Genomic DNA, 25,802 nt, shown 5'->3' on the forward strand with positions numbered 1-25,802 from the left:
GCCCGGTTCCTTTCACGTTCCTCTCACAGTGAGGGAGGCGCTCGGCGCCATGCCCAGTCAGTCCGGGACCAGTCAGTCCGGCCGTGCCCCGTCCGGCGTTCCGGCGGCGGACCGCGAGGCCGTCGCGATCATCGGTATGGCGTGCCGGCTTCCGGGCGCGCCGAGCCCCGCCGCGTACTGGCGGCTGCTTCACGCGGGGGCGGACGCCGTCACCGAGGTCCCCGCCGGACGCTGGGCGGCCGACGCGCCGGGCCTCGACCGGCCCGGCGTCCGGTTCGGCGCGTTCCTGGACCGGGTGGACGAGTTCGACCCCGGCTTCTTCGGGATCTCACCGCGCGAGGCGGCGGCGATGGACCCGCAGCAGCGGCTGACGCTGGAGCTGGCCTGGGAGGCGCTGGAGGACGCGGGCATCGTCCCGGCGTCGCTGCGGGACAGCGGGACCGGTGTGTTCGTCGGCGCGATGTCGAACGACTTCGCGTCGCTCGTCCAGGAACCGGACGCGATCAACGCGCACACGCTGACCGGCGTGCAGCGCGGCATCATCGCGAACCGCGTGTCCTACGCGCTCGGCCTGCGCGGGCCGAGCCTGACGGTCGACTCCGCGCAGGCGTCGGCGCTGGTCGCGGTGCATCTGGCCGCCGAGAGCCTGTGGACGGGGCAGGCGGACCTCGCGCTCGCGGGCGGCGTCGACCTGAACCTCGTGCCCGGCGGCGCGGTGACGGTGGCCGAGTTCGGCGCCCTGTCGCCGGACGGACGCTGCCACACCTTCGACGCCCGCGCCAACGGCTACGTCCGGGGCGAGGGCGGCGGGGTCGTCGCGCTGAAGCTCCTGTCCCGGGCGGTCGAGGACGGCGACGACGTCCGCGCCGTGGTCCTCGGCAGCGCGGTGAACAACGACGGCGCGACGGAGGGGCTGACCGTTCCGAGCGCGGCGGCGCAGGCCGACGCGATCCGGCTAGCGTGCCGCCGCGCGGGGATCGACCCGGGAACGCTGCAGTACGTCGAACTGCACGGGACGGGGACGCCGGTCGGCGACCCGCTGGAGGCGGCGGGTCTGGCGACCGCGCTCGGCGACGCGGCGCGGCGACCGCCGGTCGCGGTCGGCTCGGCGAAGACCAACGTGGGCCACCTGGAGGCGGCGGCGGGCATCGCCGGGCTGATCAAGGCGGTGCTGAGCATCCGGCACCGCGAGGTCCCCGCCAGCCTGAACTTCGAGACCCCGAACCCGCGCATCGATCTGGACGCGCTGGGGCTGCGCGTCCAGACCGAGACCGGTCCGTGGGCACGGCCCGGCGAGCGGTTGCTCGCGGGGGTGAGTTCATTCGGGATGGGCGGGACGAACTGCCATGTCGTGCTGTCCGACCCGCCGCCTGTCCCGGTCACCGGAGGCTCTGGGTCGGTTTCGGTGGAGGCCGTCCCGATCGTCCCGTGGACGTTGTCCGGCCGGACCGGTGCGGCGCTCCGCGCCCAGGCGGAGCGGCTGCGGGAGTTGTTGCTCGACCGTCCGGAGGACGCCGCCGACGTCGGCTGGACGCTCGCCACCGCCCGTACCCACTTCGAGCACCGCGCCGTCGCGCTCGGCGCCGACCGCGACGAACTACTCGCCCGCCTCGACGCCATCGCCGCAGGCACGGACTCCGCGGGGGTGGTGCGGGGCGAGACCGGCGACGGCACGGGCCGCGTCGTGCTGGTGTTCCCCGAGTTGAGCGGCGGGGCGCGGTGGGACGTCGCGGCGCGCGATCTGCTGGGGTCGTCCGCCGTGTTCCGGGAGCGGATCGACGAGTGCGCCGCCGTGCTCGACCCGCTCACGGGCTGGTCGCTGCTGGACGTGTTGACCGGCGAGCCCGGCGCGCCGGACGCGGACGACGCGGCCGTCGCGCGGCCCGTCCTGTTCGCGGTCATGGTCGCGCTGGCCGGGGTGTGGGAGCGGCTCGGCGTGCGGCCGGACGCCGTCCTCGGCCGGGGATCGGGGCGGCTCGCCGCCGACTGCGTCGCGGGCACGCTGACGCTGGACGACGCCGCCCGCCTCGTGGTGTCCGGTAGCGGGGACGCCGCCGATCCGGTGCCGTTCGAGGACGCCGTACGCGCCCTCGTCGAGAACGGCCATGGGACGTTCGTCGAGGTCAGTCCGCATCCCGTCCTCAGTGGAATCGTGCGGGGGGTATCCGCTTCCTCGGTCGTCGTTGGGTCGCTCCGGCGCGGTACCGGGTCCTGGACGGCGCTGCTGGAGGCGATGGCGGAGCTGCACGTCCACGGCGTCCCGGTGAACTGGGCCGCCGTGTTCGCGGGACGGCGGCCCCGGCGCGTCGGCCTGCCCACGTACGCGTTCCAGCGCGAACGCCACTGGCCGGACGGCGAACCCGCACCGGCCCCCGTCGCGCCGACCCCGGAGGTCGCGGAGCCGGGCGAGTTGCTCGGACTCGTGCGCGCGCACGCGGCCGACGTCCTCGGCCACGCCACCGCGGACACGGTCGACACCCGCCGGACCTTCAAGGACCTCGGCGTCGACTCGACGCTCGCCGTCGAGCTGAGCGAGCGGCTCGCGGACGCCACCGGCCTGCCGCTGCCCGCCACGGCCGTCTACGACCACCCGACCCCGGCGAAGCTGGCCGGGCACCTGCGCGACGCGCTCGCGTCCGGCGGACCCGTCGCGGTGACCGCCGCGACGGCCGCCGACGAGCCGATCGCCATCGTCGGGATGGGCTGCCGGTATCCGGGCGGCGTGTCCTCTCCGGCCGACCTGTGGCGCCTGGTCGCGGACGGCGTCGACGCCATCACCGGGTTCCCCGACGACCGGGGCTGGGACGTCGACGCCCTGTACTCGCCCGAGCCCGGCCTGCCCGGGAAGACCTACTCCCGGCACGGCGGTTTCCTGGACGCCGCCGACCGGTTCGACGCCGCGTTCTTCGGGATCAGCCCGCGTGAGGCGGCGGCGATGGACCCGCAGCAGCGCGTCCTGCTGGAGGTCGCCTGGGAGACCCTGGAACGCGCGGGCATCGACCCGCTGACGCTGAACGGCACCGCGACGGGCGTGTTCGTCGGCGCGACGGCCCAGGAGTACGGGCCGCGCCTGCACGAGTCGCCTGAGGACGTCGGCGGATACCTGCTCACCGGCAACACGGCGAGCATCGCGTCCGGGCGCATCGCGTTCACGCTGGGGCTTGAGGGCCCGGCGGTGACGGTCGACACGGCGTGCTCGTCCTCGCTGGTCGCGATCCACCAGGCCGCACAGGCGCTCCGGCAGGGCGAGTGCGCGCTGGCCTTGGCGGGCGGCGTCACGGTCATGGCGACTCCGGGCATGTTCGTGGAATTCAGCCGTCAGCGCGGATTGGCGTCGGATGGACGATGCAAGGCGTTCTCGGCCCAGGCGGACGGCACCGGATGGAGTGAGGGCGCGGGGATGCTCCTCTTGGAGCGGCTCTCCGATGCTCAGCGCAATGGCCATCATGTCGTGGCGGTCATCCGCGGAAGCGCGATCAATCAGGACGGCGCCTCCAATGGGTTGACCGCACCGAACGGGCCGTCGCAGCAGCGCGTCATCCGGCAGGCGCTCGCCAATGCACGGCTGTCTGGTAGCGATGTCGATGTGGTGGAGGCCCACGGCACGGGGACCACTCTGGGCGATCCGATCGAGGCACATGCGCTGATCGCCACTTATGGGCAGCGGGATGCCGAGCGGCCTTTGTGGCTGGGGTCGTTGAAATCCAATATCGGCCACGCCCAAGCGGCGGCAGGGGTGGGCGGGATCATCAAGATGGTGGAGGCCATGCAGCATGGTCTCCTGCCCCGCACTTTGCATGCCGAGGAGCCGTCGCCCCATATCGACTGGTCTGGTGGGGCCGTCCAACTGCTTACGGATGCGACGCCCTGGCCCGAGAGCGGGCGTCCGCGTCGCGCCGCCGTCTCCTCGTTTGGCATTTCCGGCACCAATGCGCACGTCATCATCGAGCACGCGCCCGTCGCCGTTCCGCGGGCGGGCGCTTCCTCGCCGTTGCTGCTGTCCGGCAGGACGGAGACGGCGGTCCGGGCACAGGCTCAGCGGTTGCACGACGCTCTCGCGGGTGCCGTCGAGCCGGATATCTCGGGTGTCGCGTCTGCACTGGCCACAGCCCGTGCGACGTTCGATCACCGGGCCGCGGTCACGGGCGAGTCCCGTGGCGAGTTGCTGGACGGGCTGCGGGCGCTGGCCTCCGGGCAGGCGCCCGTCCGCCATGTCGCGGGCCCCGGGAAACTGGCCTATCTGCTGACCGGTCAGGGCTCTCAACGCGCCCAGATGGGGCGGGGACTTTACGACGCCTATCCGGTCTTCGCCGAGGCTCTCGACGAGACCATTCGTCATCTCGACCCGCATCTCCCCCACCCGCTCAAGCCCATCCTGTTCGCCGCACCCGACAGCCCCCAAATCCACCTCCTCCACCAAACCCTCTACACGCAGACCTCACTCTTCGCTCTCCAAGTCGCGCTTCACCGCCTCCTCCAGAGCTACGGCATCGTCCCTGATTACCTCCTCGGGCATTCCCTCGGTGAACTCACCGCGGCCCACCTCTCCGGGATACTCACCCTCCCCGACGCCGCCGTCCTCATCACGACCCGCGCCAAACTCATGCAACAACTTCCCTCCGGCGGCGCGATGCTGGCGGTGGAGGCGAGCGAGCAGGAGATCCGGCCGCTTCTCGGTGACGGTGACGGCGTTTCGATAGCTGCGGCGAACGGGCCCCGGTCCACCGTCATTTCCGGTGACGCCGACACCGTTCAGACGATCGGGGCCGCGTTGGCGGAGCGGGGCCTCAAGACGCACAAGCTCCGCGTCAGTCACGCATTCCATTCCCCGCACATGGACGCGATGCTCGACGAATTCCGGCAAGTCGCGGAAACTCTGGAGTACCGCCTGCCCGAAACCCCCATCGTCTCCAACCTCACCGGAAACATCGCCGGACCCGAAATCACCACACCCGACTACTGGGTCCGCCACGTCCGACAAGCCGTCCGATTCCACCAAGGCGCACAGACACTCCACCGCGAAGGCGTCACCACCTACCTCGAACTCGGACCGGACGCCGTGCTGACCGCGCTCGTGCGGGAGGCGCTGCCGGACGCCGCCGCCGTCGCCGTCCTGCGACGTGACCGGCCGGAGGCGGCGACGCTCACCTCCGCGCTCGCGCACCTCCACGTCGCCGGAACCCGGGTCGATTGGACGTCGCATTTCCCGTCCGCGCGGCCGTCGGACGTGCCGACCTATCCGTTCGAGCGGCAGCGTTACTGGCTCGACGCGCCGTCCTCCGGCGGCGCGGGCGCGGACGCTCACCCGCTGCTCGGAGCGGAGACGGCGCTCGCCGACGACCGCACCGCCTTCACCGGACGGATCTCCCGGCGCACCCACCGCTGGGTCGCCGACCACACCGTCGCGGGGACCGTGCTGCTGCCGGGCACCGCGATCGTGGAAATCGTCCTCGAAGCGGCACGGCGGACGGGCCGCGACCGGATCGACGAGTTGGTGCTGCACGCCCCGCTACCCGTCCCGGACGGGGCCGGGGTGGACGTGCAGCTCATCGTCACCGCGCCGTCCTCCGGCGGCGCGCGGGAGTTCAGCGTGCATTCGCGGCCGGTGCCGGGTGATGGCGTGCCATGGACCCGCCACGCGACGGGCACGTTCAGCGACGGCGCGGACGCCGTCCCGGACGGCCTCGGGCCCTGGCCTCCGAACCACACGGAGCGCCTCGCCCCGGACGACCTCTACGACACACTCGCTGACCGGGGCCTGGAGTACGGCCCGGCGTTCCGCGTCCTGCGGGACGGATGGCGGAACGGCGACGACGTGTTCGCAGACGTGGCGCTGTCCCCGGAGCAGGAGGCGATGGCGGGACGGTTCAACGTCCACCCGGCCCTGTTCGACGGCGTCCTCCACGCGGCGCTCGGCGTGGACGGAACGTCCTCCCTCCGCCTCCCCTTCTCCTGGACGGGCGTCCAGTTGCACGGCACGGGCGTCTCGGCGTCACGCGCGAAGGTCACCCGCACCGGACCGGACACGGTGGCACTGACCATGACCGACGACACCGGAGCGCCCGTCGTGTCGGTCGCCGGGTTGACGCTGCTCGCGGCCTCTGCCGACCGGATCTCGGCGGCCGCGAGCGCGAACGGCACGTCGCTGTTCGAGGTGCGGTGGCCGGTGATCGACGTCGGCGGCGTCCCGGCGGACGGATGGGCGGCGGTCGGCGCCGACCTGACCGAAGCCGCCCCGGACGGCGGCGTCCACGGCGATCTCGCCTCCGTCGCGAACGGCGGTTCGGTGCCGGGGGTCGTCGCCGTCGCGTTGGCGTCGGACGACGACGATCCGGCCGAGGCCGTCCACGCTTACGCGCGCCGGGCGCTCGACCTGGTGCGGGAATGGCTCGGCGACGAGCGGTTCGCGTCGTCCCGGCTGGCCGTCGTGACGCGGGGCGCGGTCGCGACCGGGGACGGCGGCCCCGCCGACCCCGCCGCCGCCGCGTGCTGGGGGCTGGTGCGGTCGGCGCAGTCGGAGAACCCGGACCGGATCGTCCTCGTGGACGTCGACGGCCGTCCCGCCTCGTACCGGGCGCTGCCCGCCGTCCTGGCCGGGGACGAGCCGCAGGTCGCCCTGCGCGACGGCCGGGCGTACGTGCCCCGCCTCGCCCGGACCACAGCGGCGGCCGGTGGTCGGCGGCTGGACCCGGATGGGACCGTCTTGATCACCGGCGGCACCGGGGGCCTCGGACGCCTGGTCGCGCGGCATCTCGTCCAGCGGCACGGCGTCCGGCGATTGCTGCTCGCGAGCCGCCGCGGGCCGGACGCGGACGGCGCGACCGAGCTGGCGGCCGAGTTGTCCGCGCTGGACGCCGACGTGACGTTCGCCGCCTGCGACGCCGCCGATCCCGCCGCCCTTGCCGGACTGGTCGCCGCCGTTCCCGACGCGCATCCGCTGACGGCGGTGGTGCACGCGGCGGGCGTGCTCGACGACGGTGTGGTCACCGGGCTGACCGGGGAGCGGCTCGACGCCGTCCTGCGGCCGAAGGCGACGGCGGCCTGGCACCTGCACGCGCTGACCCGCGACCTGGACCTCGCGGCGTTCGTCCTGTTCTCCTCGATCGCCGGGACGATCGGCAGCCCCGGCCAGGGGAACTACGCGGCGGCCAACGCGTCCCTCGACGCCCTGGCCCAGCACCGCCGCGACCTCGGCCTGCCCGCCGTCTCCATCGGCTGGGGCCTGTGGGACGGCGGCATGGCGGACGGCCTGGACGACGCGGAGAAGGCGCGCTGGTCCCGTGGCGGCGTCGTCCCGCTGCCCGCCGACGAGGGGCTGGCGCTGCTCGACGCCGTCCTCGGCGGCGACCGTGCCTCGGTCGTCGCCGCGCGCCTGGACCTCGCCGCGCTCGGACGCGCGGGCACGCCCGGTCCGCTGCTGCGCGACCTGGTCCGCTCCCCCGTCCGGGGCCGCGCGAAGGGCGGCGCGAAGGGCGGCGCGTCCCTACGCGGGCTGGACGGTCTGACCGACGCCGAGCGCCGCGCCCGCGTTCTCGACCTCGTCCGGACGAGCACCGCCGCCGTCCTCGGGCACGGCCGCGCCGACGACATCGACACCGAGCGCGCCTTCAAGGAACTCGGTTTCGACTCGCTGACCGCCGTCGAGCTGCGCAACAGCCTGAACGCCGCGACCGGGCTCAGCCTCCCGACCACGCTGCTGTTCGACCATCCGAGGCCCGGCGTCCTCGCCGACCACATCGTCGGCGAGTTGTCCGGCGGCGAGGACGCGGAGGCGCGGGAGGTCGAGCCGTCCGGCCGGGCGGCCGATGACGGCGACCCGATCGTGATCGTCGGGATGGGCTGCCGCTATCCGGGGGACGTCCGGTCGCCGGAGGCGCTGTGGCGGCTGGTGGCGGACGGCGCCGACGTGATCTCCGGGTTCCCGGACGACCGCGGCTGGAACCTCGACGAGCTGTACGACCCGGACCCGGACCGCACCGGCACGTCCTACACACGCCAGGGCGGGTTCCTGTACGACGCGGCCGACTTCGACCCGGGCTTCTTCGGGATCAGCCCGAGAGAGGCCCTCGCCATCGACCCGCAGCAGCGGATCCTGCTGGAAGTCGCCTGGGAGACCCTCGAACGCGCGGGCATCGCGCCCGGCACGCTGCGCGGCAGCCGCACCGGCGTCTTCACGGGAATCATGTACGACGACTACGGCTCGCGCCTCAACCCGGCACCGGGCGAATTCGAGGGGTATGTCGGCAGCGGGAGCATGCCGAGCGTCGCGTCCGGGCGCGTCTCCTACACGTACGGTTTCGAGGGCCCGGCGGTGTCGGTCGACACGGCGTGCTCGTCCTCGCTGGTGGCGTTGCATTTGGCCGCGCAGGCGCTGCGGAACGGCGAATGCGACCTGGCGTTGGCCGGTGGCGTCACCGTCATGGCGACGCCCACGACGTTCGTGGAATTCAGCCGTCAGCGCGCGTTGGCGACCGATGGACGATGCAAGGCGTTCTCGGCCCAAGCCGACGGCACAGGATGGGGCGAGGGCGCGGGACTGCTGCTCTTGGAACGGCTCTCCGACGCTCGCAACAATGGCCACCGCATTCTGGCCGTCGTCCGAGGCAGCGCGGTCAACCAGGACGGCGCCTCCAATGGACTGACCGCGCCGAACGGGCCGTCGCAGCAGCGCGTCATCCGGCAGGCGCTCGCCAATGCGCGGCTGACCGGTGGCGACGTCGATGTCGTGGAAGCCCACGGCACCGGAACGACCTTGGGCGACCCGATCGAGGCGCAGGCTCTCATCGCCACCTACGGGCGGCAGCGCGACACCGAGAACCCGTTGTGGCTGGGGTCGCTGAAATCCAACATCGGCCACACCCAGGCCGCCGCCGGGGTGGGCGGAATCATCAAGATGGTGCAGGCCATGCAGCACGGACTGCTGCCCCGCACTTTGCACGCCGAGGAGCCGTCGCCCCATATCGACTGGTCCGACGGGACCGTCCAGCTTCTCAATCACCCGATGCCCTGGCCTGACACCGATCACCCGCGCCGGGCCGCCGTTTCCTCGTTCGGGATTTCCGGGACCAACGCTCACGTCATCATCGAGCAGGCCCCGCCCGTGGAGGCCGCACGGGTGGATGGCGCGGGTTCGGACGAACCGCTGCCGTGGGTGCTGTCCGCGAAGTCGGAGGAGGCGCTGCGGAGTCATGCCGCGCGCCTGCACGAGCACGTTTCCGCTCGTCCCGAGCTTGAGGCGGCCGACGTCGCCCACACGCTCGCCGACACCCGGACGAAATTCGACCACCGGGCGGTGGTCAGCGGCGAGACCCGCAACGATCTCCTCTCCGGGCTGCATGCGCTGGCCACTGGGCAGGCGCCCGTCAGCCATGTCGGGGGCTCGGAGAAACTGGCCTTCCTGCTGACGGGGCAAGGCTCTCAGCGTCCCGGCATGGGACGGGGGCTTTATGACACCTATCCGGTGTTCGCCGAGGCTCTCGACGAGACCATTCGCCATCTCGACCCACATCTCCCCCACCCGCTCAAGCCCATCCTGTTCGCCGCACCCGACAGCCCCAAAAACCACCTCCTCCACCAAACCCTCTGCACGCAGACCTCACTCTTCGCTCTCCAAGTCGCGCTTCACCGCCTCCTCCAGAGCTACGGCATCGTCCCTGATTACCTCCTCGGGCATTCCCTCGGTGAACTCACCGCGGCCCACCTCTCCGGGATACTCACCCTCCCCGACGCCGCCGTCCTCATCACGACCCGCGCCAAACTCATGCAGCAACTCCCCTCCGGCGGCGCGATGGTCTCGATCCGGGCAGGCGAGGACGACGTAGCCGAAACCCTTCGCGGCGACGTCTCGATTGCGGCGGTGAACGGCCCTCGATCGACCGTCATTTCCGGCGACGCCGATACCGTCCAGGCCATCGCGGCGGAATGGAAGGAACGCGGTGTCAAGACGCACAAGCTCCGCGTCAGCCACGCATTCCATTCCCCACACATGGACGCGATGCTCGACGAATTCCGGCAAGTCGCGGAAAGCCTGGAGTACCACCAGCCCGAAACCCCCATCGTCTCCAACCTCACCGGAAACATCGCCGGACCCGACATCACCACACCCGAATACTGGGTCCGCCACGTCCGACAAGCCGTCCGATTCCACCAAGGCGCACAGACACTCCACCGCGAAGGCGTCACCACCTACCTCGAACTCGGACCGGACGCCGTGCTGACCGCGCTCGCGCAGACAGCCGTCGCGGACGCCGACCCCGAGACGGACGCGGTCATGCTGCCGCTGCTGCGGCCGGGACGGTCCGAGCCCGGCACGCTGCTCGCCGCGCTCGCCCACGTGCGCGCCGACGCGGACCGGCCCGCCGCCCTCCCCACCGGCGGGCGCGGAGTGGACCTGCCGACCTATCCGTTCGAGCGGCGGCGCTACTGGCTGGAGGCGCCCGCCGCGGCCGGCAGCGCCACCGGCCTCGGCCTGGACCCGGCGGGGCATCCGCTGCTCGCCACGGCCACCGAGCTGCCGGGCGGCGGCCGCCTCCTCACCGGGCGGATCTCCCTGGACGCCCAGCCCTGGCTCGCCGACCACACGATCATGGACGAGGTGCTGCTGCCCGGCACGGCGCTGGTCGAGCTGGCGATGCACGCCGCGTCCCTGACCGGGTGCGACGAGATCGAGGAGTTCGTCCTGCACACGCTGGTCACGTTCGACGCGCGCGGGGCCGTCCTGCTGCACGTCGCGGTCGGCCCGGCGGACGAGACGGGCCGCAGGTCCGTCACCGTCCGGTCGCGGGGCGAGAACGACACGTCCTGGACGCAGAACGCCGAGGGGACCCTCGCCACGACGTCCGTCAGGGAGCCGGTCGCCTGACCGTGACGCGCGTCCGCCCCGGTCGGAAGGAGATCCGGCCGGGGCAGACGTCTGAGAGGAGCGTGGGTCAGGCGAAGCGGTGGGGGGTGAAAGGCTTCGCGACGTCGGGCAGGGCGCCGGTCGTCAGCGCGTGGACCATGGCGTCGGCGGTGGCGGGCGTGAGCTGGACGCCGATCCGGAAATGCCCCGTGCACAGCAGCAGTCCGGGGACGATGGTCTCGCCGAGCACGGGAAGGTCGTCCGGTGCGCCCGGACGCATGCCGACGCCCGCCTCCGCGAACTCCAGGGAGGTGACGTCCGGCAGGACGGCTGCGGCCCGCGCCAGGAGGTCGCGGACGCCTCCGGCGGTGACGGTCATGTCGTCGCCGACGTCCTCGTAGGTGGCGCCGACGGCCAGTTCGCCGTCCAGGCGCGGGATGAGGTAGAGGGCCCGGCCGTCGACGACGGCGCGGGTGGTGCGCGCGAGGAACGGCTCGGCGGAGCGCAGCCGAACGATCTGCCCCTTGACCGGCCGGATCTCCGGGACGGCGCCCGGCGGCAGCCCACCGATGCGGCGCGTCCAGGAGCCCGTCGCGAGGACGACGCGGTCGCCGGACACGGTCCCGCCCGAGCGGAGCCGGACGCCGGTCGCGCGGCCTCCCGCCACGACCTCGGTGACCGCGTCCGCGATCAGCGTCCCGCCGCGCCGCTCGATGGCGGCGGTCAGCGCGGCCGTCATGCGGCGCGGATCGATCGCGCCGTCGTCCGGGGCGAGCAGCCCGCCGCGGACGGACGGCGCGAGCCGCGGCTCGTACGCGCGGCAGTCGGCGGCGGTGAGCGCCTCCGTGCGGATGCCGAGCGACTCCTGGAGGGCGCGCAGCCGCTCCAGGACGGCGAGGTCGGCGCCGGTGAACGCGGCGTCGAGGACGCCGTCGCGGCGGTGCCCGGCGTCGCGGCCCGCGTCCTCCTCAAGCTCCGCGACGAAGGACGGGTAGCGGTCCCGCGAGGCGAGGTAGAGCCCGCGCAGCGGGCCCTCCTCGTGGACCTGCTCGGTGAGGGGCGGGAGCATGCCGCCGGAGACGTGCGACGCGCGGCCCGGCTCGGCCGGGTCGACGACGGTCACCCGCAGCCCGGCGGTCAGCGCCCGCCAGGCGGTGGCGAGGCCGACCACGCCGCCACCGGCGATCACCACGTGCATGGAGGGGTCCCTTCGGTCAGGAGAGCAGCCGGTGCAGGTGCCCGGCCAGCCGGGCGGCGCTCGGATGGTCGAACGCGACGGTCGCGGGGAGGCGCAGGCCCGTCCGGGCGGCGAGCCGCCGGTTCAGCTCCACGGTGGTGAGGGAGTCCATGCCGAGCTCGCCGAACTCGCGGGCGGGGTCGAGGCCGTCCGGGGACGAGTGGCCGAGGACGTCGGCGACCTGTGCCCGCACGAACTCAAGGACGACGTCCTCCCGTTCGGCGCCGGACAGGTGCGCGAGCCGTTCGCGCAGGTCAGGGCCATCGGAGGGGCGGACGGTGCGGCCGGAGACGGCGAGGTCGGCCATCACCTCGGGCAGCGCGCCCGGTCCCGCGCGGAGCGCGGACTCGTCGAGCCGGACGGGCGCCAGCACGGCCCGGTCCTGGCGGAGGGCCGCGTCGAGCAGGTCCAAGCCTTGGTCGGCGGTGAGCGGTGCCAGGCCGGAGCGGCGGAGGCGGGTGAGGTCGGCGGCGCCGAGGCCGGTGCCCATGCCGTCCTCCCACAGGCCCCAGGCCAGGGACAGGCCGGGCAGCCCGGTCGCGCGGCGGCGGTGCGCGAGCGCGTCCAGGAACGCGTTGGCCGCCGCGTAGTTGGCCTGGCCCGCGCCTCCGGCGATGCCGGAGACGGAGGAGAACAGGACCAGCTCGCAGCCCGGCAGGTGTTCGGTCAGCTCGTGCAGGTTCAGCGCGGCGTCCGCCTTGGGACGCAGCACCCGCTCGAACCGGCGGGGGGTGAGCGCGGTGACGGTCCCGTCGTCCACGACGCCCGCCGCGTGCACCACTGCCACGAGCGGACGCTCCGCCGGGATCGCGGCGAGGACGCGTTCCAGCGCCGGACGGTCCGCCGCGTCGCAGGCGGCGATGTCGACGTCCGCGCCGAGGCCGTTCAGCTCGGCTGCCAGCCCCGCCGCGCCGGGGGTGGCGTCGCCGCGGCGACCGAGGAGCAGCAGCCGCCGCACCCCGTGCTCGCGGACGAGGCGGCGCGCGACCAGCGCCCCGAGCGCGCCGAGCCCGCCGGTCACGAGGACGGTCCCGGCCGGGTCCCAGCGGGGCGACGCGGCTGAGGTCGCGGCGGGCGGCACGCGGGTCAGCCGGGGCCGGGACGGGCGCCCGTCCCGGACGGCGAGCTGCGCCTCCCCGGTGTCCACGGCGGCGGCGAGCGCGGGCCCCGACGATCCGGTGTCGTCCAGGTCGACGAGCGCGAACCGTCCCGGGTGCTCGGACTGGGCGGACCGCACCATGCCCCACACGGCGGCGCCCGCGAGGTCGGGGACGTCGTCCCCGTCCCGCACGGCGACCGCGCCCTGGGTGACGAAAACCAGCCGGGATCCGGCGAGCCGCTCGTCGGCGAGCCATTCCTGGATCAGCACGAGCGCCCGCTGCGTCGCCGCCCGGACCTCAGCGGCCTCGTCGGTGCAGGACACGACGACGGTCTCGGGGACGGCGTCGCCCGCGCGCAGCCCGTCGTCCAACGCCCGCAGTGACGGATACAGCTCGACCCGCCGTCCCGCCGCCTTGAGCGCGCCGGTGACGCCGAGATGGTCGGTGCCGAGGAAGGCGAGCGCGCCGGTGCCGGGGACGCTCGGCCGGGCCAGGGCCGTCCAGTCGAGGCGCAGCAGCGCGGCCCCGGCGCCGGACCGGCCGCCGCCGGGCGCGCGGAGCGCGAGGGACGCGACCGAGGCGACCGGCCGCCCCTCGCCGTCGGTCACGGTCAGCGACACCGCGTTCGCGCCGTCCGGCGCCACGCGGACGCGCAGCTCGCGCGCCCCGGACGCGCCGCCCAGCCGCACGCCGCGCCACACGAACGGGACGCGCGGCGCGTCCGGCCCGGTCGCGGCGGGCAGCAGCGTCGTGTGCAGCGCCCCGTCGAACAGGGCGGGATGCAGCAGGTAGGAGGCCGCGGCGCCGGACAGGCCCGGGTCGAGGGCGATCTCCGCGAACAGCTCGTCGCCGCGCCGCCACGCGGCCCGCAGCCCCCGGAACGCGGGACCGTAGCGGAAGCCGCGCTCGGCGAGCCGGGCGTAGAGGTCGGCGGTGTCGACCGGATCCGCGTCCGGCGGCGGCCATTCCGCGGTCTCGGTGGTAACGGGCGTCGTCTCGTCCATCGCTGCCTCCGGCTCAGCCGCCGGACGGCGGCGGGTTCAGGATCGCGGCGGTGACCTCGCCGTGGCTGTCGCCGCCGTGCTCGTCCCAGAAGCGGCAGGTGGTGCGGATCACGACCAGGGCGTCGCGGATGTCGCTGGCGTCCCACTCGGCGACGTCCGCGATCTGGATCTCGCCCTGGAACAGCCGTCCGCGCATCTGCGTGCGGAACGCGCTGCGCAGGTCGGTGATGAGGATCTCGCCGAGCTGGCGGGTCCAGAAGTCGTCCATGTCCCAGCGGGAGAAGGGCGCGACGACGCGCTCCTTCACCGCCTTGGCGACCAGGTAGTAGAACATCTGGTTGAAGCAGATGTTGAACTCGACCGCGTTGAAGTGGCCGGTGTCGTCGATGTAGCAGGACTCGGGGATCTCGAACGTGCAGGCCGCGCCGACCCGGAGCTGGTCGGCGGGCCCGGCCGGGTCGCGCTCGACGGTCAGCTCGGCCGACGTCAGGTACTCGCAGCGCTTCGCCCGGTACGGCCGCAGGACCTGGGTGAGCAGGTCCCGGTCGTCGGGGTAGCGGGCCGGGGCCGGCGCGCCGCCCGGCCGTTCCATCACTTCCGCCATCTCGGTGTCTCCCTCGGGTTCGCAGGTGTCCGTTGGTCGGCGCGGGGACGGTCAGCCCGGCGTCGTCCGGCGCGCGGCGCGGAGCAGGTCGTCGACGCCCATGCTCCGGATCGCCTCGGCGGGGTCCCCGGCGTCCTCGGGGCCGGGCGCGGCGGGCGGCGGCGGGGCGGCGTCGGCGAGGCCGAGCAGCGTGTCCAGGATTCCCGCCGCGCGGAGCCGGTCCAGCGGGATGCCCGCGAGGGCCGCCCGCACCGCCGCCTCGCCGCCGGACGGCGCCGGGTCGTCCGGGAGCAGCTCGGTCAGCAGGAACTTCGCCAGCAGCGCGGGGGTCGGGTGGTCGAAGATCAGGGTCGCCGGGAGCCGCAGCCCGGACGCCGCGCCGAGCCGGTTCCGCAGTTCCACGGCGGCGAGCGAGTCGAGCCCGAGGTCGCCGAACTGCGCGCCCGGGTCGATGGACGCCGGGTCCTCGTCGTGCCGGACGGCGGCGACCTCGGCGCGCACCGCGTCCAGGGCGGCGCGCTCCCGGTCGTCCGGGGGCAGCGCGGCGATCCGCTCCGCGAGTCCGAGTCCACGTCCAAGTCCGGGCCCGCCGGACGCGGGCCCGGACGCCTGTCGGCGCGGCGCCGCCGGGACGATGCCGCGCAGCATCGCGGGCGGCTCCCCGCCCTGTGCGCGCAGCGCCGCCGGGTCGAACCGGACGGGCACCAGCGCGGGCGCGTCCGCGGCGAGCGCGGCGTCGAACAGGGCGAGGCCCTCGTCCGGTGACAGCGCGGGCATGCCGGACTCGGCGGCGCGGCGCAGGTCGGCGTCGCCGAGCCGACCGCCCATGCCGTCCTTCTCGTCCCAGAGTCCCCAGGCGAGCGACGTCGCGGGGAGGCCGAGCGCGCGGCGGTGGGACGCGAGCGCGTCGAGGAACGCGTTCGCCGCCGCGTAGTTGCCCTGGCCCGCGCCGAGCAGCACGCCGCTGGCGGACGAGAACAGGACGAACGCCGACACGTCCGGCAGGCCGCGGGTCAGCTCGTGCAGGTGCCAGGCCGCGTCCGCCTTGGGACGCAGCACCGCGTCCACGCGGCCGGGGTCGAGCGAGCCGATCACGCCGTCGTCCAGGACGCCCGCGAGGTGCACCACCCCGGTCAGCGGACGGTCCGCCGGGATCGCGGCGAGGAGGGCGGACAGCGCGTCGCGGTCCGCGACGTCGCAGGCGGCCAGCTCGACGTCGGCGCCGAGGCCGGTCAGTTCGGCGGCGAGCGCGGCGGCTCCGGCGGCGGACGGTCCGCGCCGTCCGGCCAGCACCAGGCGGCGCACGCCGTGCGCGGTGACGAGGTGCCGCGCGACGAGGGCGCCCAGGCCGCCCGTCCCGCCGGTGATCAGCACGGTTCCGTCGGCGTTCCACGGCGAGGCCCCGCCTGGTGGGGCGGGCGCTTCGGTGAGGCGGGGGACGTACGGTGTGCCTTCCCGCAGCGCCGCCTCCGGTTCGGACGGCGACAGCGCGGCGGGCAGGGCGCGGAGGGAAGCGTCGAGCCCGTCAAGGTCGAGCAGGGCGAATCGGCCGGGGTTCTCCGCCTGCGCTGCGCGGACCAGGCCCCACACCGCCGCCTGTCCCGGTTCGACGCGCCCGTCGCCGGTGTCGACGGCGCTCCGAGTGACGACGGCGAGACGCGACGCGGCGAGGCGCTCGTCCGCCAGCCACGCCCTCAACGCCTCCAGGACGGCGGTCGTCGCGGTGCGAGCGTCGTCCAGAGGATCGGCGGTCGCGGCAGGGCAGGCGAACACCGCCAGTTCGGGCACGGGCATCGCGCCGGAGCCGACCGCCGCGGCCAGCGCGGCCACGGCGCCGAACGCCGGGACGCCGTCGTCCAAGCCGAGCCGGTCGACGCCGATAACCGCGCCGACCTCGGCCGGGGACGTCGCGCGGGACGCGCCCCACCCGACCCGGTAGAGCGTTGGCCGCCGTCCGCTCGCCAGCTGGTCGGCGGACACGGGGCGCGTGACCAGCGACTCCACGGTGGCGACCGGGCGTCCGGCCGTGTCGGCGAGGTCGATGGCGAGGGTTCCGGAGGCGTCCGCCCGGCGGGTGCGGACGCGGACGACCGACGCGCCTTCCGCGTGCAGCGTCACCCGCGTCCATTGGAACGGGACGCTCGCAGCGGCGTCCTCCTCCCCCGCGTCGTCGCTCAGGGCGTCGGCGTGCAGGGCGGCGTCGAGCAGGGCCGGATGGAGTCCGTAGCGCGCAGCGTCGCCGCGCGCGTCGTCCGGGAGGGCGACCTCGGCGAAGACCTCGTCGCCGCGCCGCCACGCCGCGCGCAGCCCCTGGAAGACGGGACCGTAGCCGTAGCCCATGCCGGACAGCCGGTCGTAGGCGCCGTCCAGGTCCAGCGCGGTCGCGCCTTCCGGGGGCCAGTGCGCGAGGTCGGAGGCCGGTTCGCCGGGGTCGGGGGCGAGGACGCCCGACGCGTGCCGGGTCCAGCCCGACGTCTCGCCGTCCGGCCGCGAGTACACGGCGACGGCGCGCTCGCCCGCCTCGTCCGGGCCGTCGACCACGACCCGGACGGCATGCCCGGCGCGGCCGTCGAGGACGAGCGGCGCCTCCAGCGTCAGTTCTTCGAGCGAGCGGCAGCCGGCCTGGTCGCCGGCTCGCAGAGCCAGTTCCACCAGCCCGGTGCCGGGCAGCAGCACCGAGCCGAGCACCTCGTGGTCGGCGAGCCACGGCTGCGTCCCGGCGGACAGGCGGCCGGTGAGGACCACCTGGTCGGAGCCGGGCGCGGCGACGGCGGCGCCGAGCATCGGATGCCCGACCGGGTCAAGGCCCGCGCGGACCGGGTCGCCAGCGGGCACTCCCGCGTCGAGCCAGTACCGGCGGCGCTGGAACGCGTACGTCGGCAGCTCCACGGACGGCCGCCCGGACACGTCCGCGAAGAAGGCGTCCCAGTCGACGCGGGCGCCGCGCGTGAACGCGGCGGCGATCCCGGTCAGCAGCTCGTGCTCCTCCGGGCGGTCGCGGCGCAGCAGCGGAACGAACGCCGCGTCGCCGCCCGCGCAGTCCCGGCCCATCGCGGACAGGACGGCGTCCGGGCCGACCTCGACGAACGTCGTCGTCCCGACCGACTCGAGGAAGCTGATCCCGTCCGCGAACCGCACCGGTTCCCGGACGTGCCGCACCCAGTACTCGGCCGATCCCTGGTCGGCGGGTTCGCCGGTCAGGTTGGACACGACGGGGATCTCCGGACGCCGGTAGTCCAGCCCTTCCGCGACGCGCCGGAACTCCGCGAGCATCGGCTCCATCAGCGGCGAGTGGAAGGCGTGCGAGACGGCGAGGGCGCGGGTCCGGCGGCCGTCGTCGGCCAGGCGGGCGGCGAGGGCGCGCACCGCGTCCGCCTCGCCGGACAGCACGACCGCCGACGGGCCGTTGACCGCCGCGATCGCCACCCCGGCGCCCAGCAGCGGGACGATCTCGTCCTCCGCCGCCTGGACCGCGACCATCGCCCCGCCGGACGGGAGCGCCTGCATCAACCGGCCGCGCGCCGCGACGAGCGCGGCGGCGGCGTCCAGCGACAGCGCTCCGGCGGCGTGCGCGGCGGCGATCTCGCCGACCGAGTGCCCGGCCAGGTGGTCCGGGCGCAGGCCCCACGACTCCAGCAGCCGGAACAGGGCAACCTCGACCGCGAACAACCCGGCCTGGGTGTAGACGGTCTGGTTCAGGAGGTCCTGGTCGTCCCACACCACGTCGCGGAGGGGACGCTCTAGGTGCTCGTCAAGGCGGGCGCAGACGGCATCGAACGCGTCCGCGAATACGGGGAACCGGGCGTGCAGCTCGCGGCCCATTCCCACACGCTGCGATCCCTGTCCGGTGAACAGGAACGCGACGCCGCCGCCGGTGACCTGGCCCGCGACCGCGGAGGCGTCCCGCCGGGCCAGGGCGTCCAAGCCGCGGACGAGTTCGTCGTGATCGGCGCCGATCAGCACCGCGCGGTGTTCGAGCGCGGCGCGGGTCGTCGCGAGCGCCCGGCCGACCGCCGCCGGATCGTCCTCGGCATTTACGTGTGCGTGGAGGCGCTCGGCCTGCGCCCGCAGCGCGTCGGCGGTCTTCCCGGCGATGACCCACGGCACGAGCCGCGGCGTCTCCGGCCGGGGCTCGTCGGGCGCGGCGTGCGCGGGGGCCTGCTCGATGATGACGTGCGCGTTGGTGCCGCTGATCCCGAAGGACGAGATCCCGGCCCGGCGCGGGCGGCCGTTCTCCGGCCAGTCGCGAGACTCGGTGAGCAGTTCGACGCGCCCGGCCGTCCAGTCGACGTTCGGGGACGGCGCGTCAACGTGCAGAGTCTTCGGCAGGACGCCGTGCCGCATCGCCTCGACCATCTTGATGATCCCGGCGACACCGGCGGCGGCCTGTGCGTGGCCGATGTTCGACTTGATCGACCCCAGCCACAGCGGACGCCCGTCCGGACGGTCCTGACCGTAGGTCTCCTGGAGGGCCTGCGCCTCGATCGGGTCGCCGAGCGTCGTGCCCGTGCCGTGTGCCTCGACCGCGTCCACGTCGCCGGTGCCGAGCCCGGCGCTGGCGAGCGCCTGCCGGATCACCCGCTGCTGCGAGGGCCCGTTCGGCGCGGTCAGGCCGTTGGACGCGCCGTCCTGGTTGATCGCGCTGCCCCGCACGACCGCGAGGACCCGGTGGCCGTTGCGCTCGGCGTCCGACAGCCGCTCCAGCAGGAGCATGCCCGCGCCCTCGCCCCAGCCGGTGCCGTCCGCGGCGGCGGCGAACGACTTGCAGCGGCCGTCCTTGGCGAGGCCGCGCTGGAGGCTGAAGTCGACGAAGGTATCCGGGGTGGCCATCACCGTCACGCCGCCCGCCAGCGCGAGCGTGCACTCGCCCTGCCGGAGCGCCTGCATCGCCCAGTGCAGCGCGACCAGCGACGACGAGCACGCCGTGTCCACGGTCACGGCCGGGCCCTCCAGGCCGAGCGCGTAGGAGACGCGTCCGGTGGCGATGCTGCCCGCGCTGCCGTTGCCGAGGTATCCGGCGAGGTCCTCGGGCACTTCGGCGAGCCGGGTGGCCCAGTCGTGGTACATGATCCCGGCGAACACGCCGACCGGGGCGCCGCGCACCGACAGCGGGTCGACGCCCGCGCGTTCCAGCGACTCCCAGCAGACCTCCAGCAGGAGGCGCTGCTGCGGATCCATGGCGAGCGCCTCGCGGGGGCTGATGCCGAACAGGTCGGCGTCGAAGTCGGCCGCGTCGTAGAGGAACCCGCCCTCGCGGATGTAGCTCTTGCCGGGCAGGCCGGGCTCCGGGTCGTACAGGTCCGCGACGTTCCAGCCCCGATCATCGGGGAACTCGGCGATGCCGTCGCGTCCGGCGGCGACCAGCCGCCAGAGGTCCTCGGGGGCGGCGACGCCGCCGGGGTAGCGGCAGGCCATGCCGACGATGGCGATCGGCTCGTCCGCGGGCGCGGCCACCCGCACGGCGCGCGGGCCGGACGCGGTGTTGAGCGCCTTGTCCGCGATGTGCCGGGCCAGGGCGCGCGGGTTGGGGTGGTCGAAGACCAGGGTCGTGGACAGCCGCAGTCCCGTCGCCGTGCTCAGCGCGTTGCGCAGCTCGACCGCCGCGAGCGAGTCGAACCCGATCTCGTTGAAGGCGCGCCCGGGGTCGATCTCGGCCGCGCCGTCGTGGCCGAGGACGGTCGCCACCTGCGTGCGCACCAGGTCCAGGACGACGCGTTCCCGCTCGGACTCGGGCAGGTCCGCGAGGCGGGCCGCCAGCCCTCCGGCGGGCGTGCCCGCGCGGCGGCGGGACGGTCCGCGCACCAGCCCGCGCAGCACCGCCGGGACGGCGTCCGTCCGGGCCCGCAGCGCCGCCGTGTCCACGCGGACCGGGACCAGCTCGGGCTCCTCCGTTTGCAGCGCCAGGTCCATGAGGGCGAGGTTCTCGTCCGCCGCCAGCGCGGCCAGGCCGGACCGTTCGGCGCGGCGGCGGGTGACCTCGTCCAGGCGTCCGCCCATGCCGTCGTCGCCCGCCCACAGGCCCCAGGCCAGGGACGTCGCCGCGAGCCCTGCCGAGCGGCGGTGCCGGGCCAGCGCGTCGAGGAACACGTTGGCGGCCGCGTAGTTGCCCTGCCCGGCGGCGTCCATGACGCCCGCCGCGGACGAGAACAGCACGAACGCCGAGAGGTCGAGTTCGCGGGTCAGCTCGTGGAGGTTCCAGGCCGCGTCCGCCTTGGGACGCAGCACGGCGTCCACCTGCTCGTGGGTCAGCGACCCGACCAGGCCGTCGTCCACGACGCCCGCCGTGTGGACGACGCCGCTCAGCGGATGCTCGGACGGCACCGCCGCCAGCACGGCCGCGAGCGCCCCCGCGTCGGCGACGTCGCAGGCGACCATCGTGACGTCTGCCCCGAGGCCGGTCAGTTCCGCGCGGAGGTCGGCGGCGCCGGGGGCGTCCGGGCCGCGCCGGGACGCGAGGATCAGGCGCCGGACGCCGTGCCCGGCCATCAGGTGCCGCGCGACCCGCGCGCCGAGCCCGCCCGTGCCGCCGGTGATCAGCACGGTTCCGTCGGCGCGCCACGGTGCGGGACGTCCGGCCCCGGTCACCCGCGCCAGGACGGGCACGTGCGGCACGCCCGCGCGGACCGCGACCTGCGGTTCGCCGGTCGCGAGCGCCGTCCGCAGCGCGCGGACGGCGTCGGCGGCGGCGTCCAGGTCGACGAGCGTGAAGCGTCCGGGGTGCTCCGCCTGCGCGGCGCGCGCCAGGCCCCAGAGCGGGGCCGTGGCGAGATCGGGGGCCTCGTCGGCTCCGGCCGCGACCGCCCGCCGCGTCACCATGACCAGCCGGGACGCGGCGAACCGCTCCTCGGCCAACCAGCTTTGGAAGAGGTCGAGAAGGCGCACGGTGGCAGCCCGCGCGGCTTCGGGTGGCGTGCCCTCCGCCGGGAGGAACGGCGCGACCACGACACCGGGTACTGCTGCACCGGACGCCAGAAGGTCTTCAATCCCGGAGTGGACCGTCCCGGCGTTCTCCAGTTCGGGCGCGCTCGCGAGGACGGCCCAGCCGTCCGCAGCCGCCGGTTCCGGCGCCGGAACCGGCTCCCACCGGACGACGTGCAGCGGCTCGTTCCCGCTCTCGACGTGTCCGGCGGGGAGGGCGCGTGTCACGATCGTGCCGATGGACGCGACCGGCGCGCCCGCCGCGTCGGCCACCGCGACCGACACGGCGCCGCTGGAACCGGCGGGCGCGATCCGCACCCGCACCGACGCGGCACCGGTGGCGTGGAGGGTCACGTCCGTCCAGGCGAAGGGGAGCCGGATCTCGTCCTCTGCCGAGTCTCCGGCGAGGTCGGCGGGGCGGAGCGCCGAGTCCAGCAGCGCCGGGTGCAGCCCGAACCGCTCCGAGCCGGGCTGCGCGTCCTCCGGCAGGGCGGCCTCGGCGAAGATCTCCGTGCCCCGGCGCCAGACGGCGCGCAGGCCCTGGAACATGGGGCCGAACTCAAGACCGGGGGTGTCGAGGTCGGCGGGGTCGATCGGCTCGGCGCCGGGCGGCGGCCAGGCCGTGAGGTCCGGTGCGGCTGTGTCGTCCGCATGCGCGGACAGCGCGCCGCTCGCGTGCCGGATCCACGGCTCGCCCGGGAGGGCGTCGCCGGGACGGGAGTAGATCTCCACCGTCCGGCCGTCGTCCTCGCCGGGCTCCCCGACCACGACCTGCACCGCGACCTCGGCGTCGGCGGGCAGCGCGAGGGGCGCCTCCAGCGTCAGTTCGCGGACGGTCCCGCAGCCCGCCTCGTCTCCGGCGCGGACCGCCATCTCGACGAACGCGGTCGCGGGCAGCAGGACGGTCCCGGCGACGACATGATCCGCGAGCCACGGTTGCGTGCGGGTCGACAGGCGTCCGGCGAGGACCGTCCCGCCGCCCCCGGCCAGCCCGAGGACGGTGTCGAGCAGCGGGTGCCCGTCGCGGCGTCCGGCAGGAGCGGAGCCCATGTCCAGCCAGTAGCGCCGCCGCTGGAAGGGGTAGGTCGGCAGGTCGACGCGCCGGGCGCCGCTGTCGGCGAAGAGGCCGTCCCAGTCGACGGGGACGCCGTGCGCGTGGGCGAGGCTGACGGCCGAGACCAGCTCGCGTTCCTCGTCGCGTCCGTCGCGCATGACCGGCACGAAGAGCGCGTCCTCGTCGTCGGCGGCGAGGCAGTCGCGGCCCATCGCCGAGAGGACACCGTCCGGGCCCAGCTCCAGGAATCTGGTGACGCCCGCCGAGCGCAGCCAGCGCATGCCGTCCCGGAACCGGACGGCCTCGCGCACGTGCCGCACCCAGTACTCGGCGTCGGGCTCGACGGGCCGCCCGGTCACGTTCGACACGATCGGGACACGCGGCGGCGCGTACGCCATCACGTCCGCGATCCGCCGGAACTCCGCGAGCATCGGCTCCATCAGCGGCGAGTGGAACGCGTGCGACACGCGGAGGCGACGAGTCCGGCGCGGCTCCCCGACCCGGCCGTCCGCGAAGAGGGCGGCGACTCGGGTCACGGCCTCGTCGTCGCCGGAGAGCACGAGCGCGGACGGGCCGTTGACGGCGGCGAGGCCGACCCGTTCGTCCAGGTAGGGGGCGATCTCGTCCTCGGCGGCCGCGACGGCGATCATCGCGCCGCCGGGCGGGAGCTCCTGCATGAGGCGTCCGCGCGCGGCGACCAGCAGCGCCGCGTCCTCCAGCGACAGGACGCCCGCGACGTGCGCCGCGACCAGTTCGCCGACCGAGTGGCCCGCCACGTGGTCCGGGGCCACGCCCCACGACTCCAGCAGGCGGAACAGCGCGACCTCGACCGCGAACAGCGCGGGCTGCGCGTAGGCGGTCTGGTCGAGCAGGGCGTCGGCGTCCGGGTCGGTGCCGAACAGGACGTCGAGCAGCGGCACGTCGAGCTGGAGGTCGAGGTGGTCGGCGGCGTCGTCGAGAGCGTCGGCGAAGGCGGGGAAGGTCTCGTAGAGGCGCCGCCCCATGCCGAGACGCTGGCTGCCCTGCCCGGTGAACAGGAACGCCGTCCCACCGGACGGGGACGCGGCGGCTCCCCGCGGCACACCGGCCACGGCGTTGCCGTCGGCCAGGGCGTCCAGGCCCCGCAGGGCCTCGTCGCGGTCTCCGGCGACGACGACCGCGCGGTGGTCGAAGGACGCCCGCGTCGTCGCCGCCGAGAAGGCGACGTCGAGCAGGGACGGCGATTCGTCCGCCGCGAGCGCCGCCCGCAGCAGGCGGGCCTGGTCGCGCAGCGCGGGCTCGCTCTTCGCCGACAGCGCCAGCGGCGTGATCCGCTCCTTGGACGGCTCGGGCCCCGCCTCGGCCTCGATCTCCGGCGGCTGCTCGATGATCACGTGCGCGTTCGTGCCGCTGGCCCCGAAGGACGAGATCCCGGCCCGCCTCGGCTCGGCGGCGGCATCGTCACCGTCGTCGGGACGCGTCCAGGGAACGGCCTCGGTCAGCAGCCGGACCGTCCCGGCCGACCAGTCGATGTGCGGGGACGGCTCGTCCACGTGCAGGGTCCGCGGCAGCACCCCGTGCCGCATCGCCATGATCATCTTGATCATCCCGGCGGCCCCGGCGGCGGCCCCGGAGTGCCCGATGTTCGACTTGACGGAGCCGAGCCATAGCGGCCGGTCCGGGGCGTGCTCGCGCCCGTACGCCGCGATCAGCGCGCCCGCCTCGATCGGGTCGCCCAGCCTGGTCCCGGTGCCGTGCGCCTCGACCGCGTCGACCTGGTCAGCCGTGAGCCCGGCGTCGGCCAGCGCCGCGCGCAGCACCCGCTGCTGCGACGGCCCGTTGGGCGCGGTGAGGCCGTTGCTCGCGCCGTCCTGGTTGATCGCCGACCCGCGCACCAGCGCCAGGACGGGATACCCCGCGCGGCGCGCCGCCGACAGCCGGACCAGGACGAACACGCCGACGCCCTCCGAGAAGCCGGTGCCGTCCGCCGCGGCGGCGAACGCCTTGCACCGGCCGTCCGGGGCGAGGCCGCGCTGGCGGCTGAACGTCGTGAACGTCCCCGGTCCGGACATGACCGTCACGCCGCCCGCGAGCGCGAGCGAGCACTCGCCGCGCCGCAGCGACTGCACGGCGAGGTGCAGCGCGGTCAGCGAGCCGGAGCAGGCCGTGTCCACGGTCAGCGCGGGCCCTTCGAGGCCGAGGACGTAGGCGACGCGGCCGGACACGACGCTCGGCAGCGTGCCGAGCATCAGGTGCCCGTCGAGCCCGTCCGGCGCCTCGTGGGTCTTCGGGCCGTACTCGTGCGGCTCCATCCCGACGAACACGCCGGACGCGGAGCCGCGCAGGTCGGCGGGATCGATGCCGGCCCGCTCCAGCGCCTCCCAGCAGGTCTCCAGCAGGACCCGCTGCTGCGGGTCCATCGCCAGGGCCTCCTTCGGGCTGATGCCGAAGAAGGCGGCGTCGAAGTCGGCGGCGTCGTCCAGGAAGCCGCCCTCGCGGACGTAGCTGGTGCGGGGCGCGTCCGGGTCCGGGTCGAAGAGGGCGTCGAGGTCCCAGCCCCGGTCGGCGGGGAAGTCGGAGATGACGTGGACGCCGCCGTCGACGAGCCGCCACAGGTCGTCCGGGGACGCGACGCCGCCCGGGAACCGGCAGCCGATGCCGACGACCGCGATCGGATCGTCCGCCGCCCCGCCCGCGCCTGCCGGCACGGCCGGGAGGTCCGTCTCCTCGCCGCCCGCGAGGGCGCGCAGGTACTCGGCGAGCCGTCCCGGCGTCGGGTAGTCGAACCCGACCGTGACCGGCAGCGTCAGGCCGGTCGCCGCCGTCAGCCGGGCGTGCAGGTCCACCAGGCCGAGGGAGTCCAGCCCGAGCTCCAGGAAGGGGCGGTCCCCGGTGACGGCGTGCCGGCCGTCCGGGTCGACCTTCCGCAGCACGGCGAGGGTCTCGGAGATCACCACGTCCAGCGGCGGACGTCCCGCCGGCGCGCCGGGCTCACTCATTCGCGCACTCCACCATCTCTCTCGTTCCGGCCCGCGGCCGTCCGGCCGTCCCGTTCGCGGGCCGTCC

Annotated in this window: 5 protein-coding genes; 1 reads left to right on the forward strand and 4 read right to left on the reverse strand. The window is 74.9% G+C overall.

All coding sequences use genetic code 11. The features are described 5' to 3' along the window. The first annotated feature begins 49 nt into the window (after nucleotides 1–49). Complete coding sequence (locus FXF65_RS12280) at nucleotides 50–10,861, forward strand: type I polyketide synthase (RefSeq protein ID WP_148349884.1); 10,812 nt, start codon at nucleotides 50–52, stop codon at nucleotides 10,859–10,861. Between the two features lie 67 nt (nucleotides 10,862–10,928). Here FXF65_RS12280 and thiO read toward each other — a convergent pair whose 3' ends face one another. The 4 genes from thiO to FXF65_RS12300 are packed head-to-tail and all read right to left on the reverse strand — an operon-like array spanning nucleotide 10,929 to nucleotide 25,735. Continuing rightward, on the reverse strand, nucleotides 10,929–12,038 hold the full coding sequence (thiO, locus tag FXF65_RS12285) for a glycine oxidase ThiO (protein ID WP_148349885.1): 1,110 nt from the start codon (nucleotides 12,036–12,038) through the stop codon (nucleotides 10,929–10,931). A gap of 16 nt (nucleotides 12,039–12,054) precedes the next feature. Beyond that, nucleotides 12,055–14,181, reverse strand: a complete 2,127-nt coding sequence (locus tag FXF65_RS12290; RefSeq protein ID WP_148349886.1) for a type I polyketide synthase — start codon at nucleotides 14,179–14,181, stop codon at nucleotides 12,055–12,057. A 13-nt stretch (nucleotides 14,182–14,194) separates the two neighbouring features. Next, nucleotides 14,195–14,785 (reverse strand): FcoT family thioesterase, encoded by a 591-nt coding sequence (locus tag FXF65_RS12295; protein WP_222868517.1) that lies wholly within the window; start codon nucleotides 14,783–14,785, stop codon nucleotides 14,195–14,197. A 51-nt stretch (nucleotides 14,786–14,836) separates the two neighbouring features. Beyond that, nucleotides 14,837–25,735, reverse strand: a complete 10,899-nt coding sequence (locus tag FXF65_RS12300; RefSeq protein ID WP_148349887.1) for a type I polyketide synthase — start codon at nucleotides 25,733–25,735, stop codon at nucleotides 14,837–14,839. Nucleotides 25,736–25,802 lie beyond the last annotated feature (67 nt).

The organism is Actinomadura syzygii (assembly GCF_008085905.1).
GTDB lineage: Bacteria > Actinomycetota > Actinomycetes > Streptosporangiales > Streptosporangiaceae > Spirillospora > Spirillospora syzygii.

What these genes read in the sequence shown, in the direction of transcription:
- FXF65_RS12280 (WP_148349884.1), top strand. Translation starts at nt 50, where the DNA reads ATGCCCAGTCAGTCCGGGACCAGTCAGTCCGGCCGTGCCCCGTCCGGC.
- FXF65_RS12300 (WP_148349887.1), bottom strand. Translation starts at nt 25,735, where the DNA reads ATGAGTGAGCCCGGCGCGCCGGCGGGACGTCCGCCGCTGGACGTGGTG.
- FXF65_RS12290 (WP_148349886.1), bottom strand. Translation starts at nt 14,181, where the DNA reads ATGGACGAGACGACGCCCGTTACCACCGAGACCGCGGAATGGCCGCCG.
- thiO (WP_148349885.1), bottom strand. Translation starts at nt 12,038, where the DNA reads ATGCACGTGGTGATCGCCGGTGGCGGCGTGGTCGGCCTCGCCACCGCC.
- FXF65_RS12295 (WP_222868517.1), bottom strand. Translation starts at nt 14,785, where the DNA reads ATGGCGGAAGTGATGGAACGGCCGGGCGGCGCGCCGGCCCCGGCCCGC.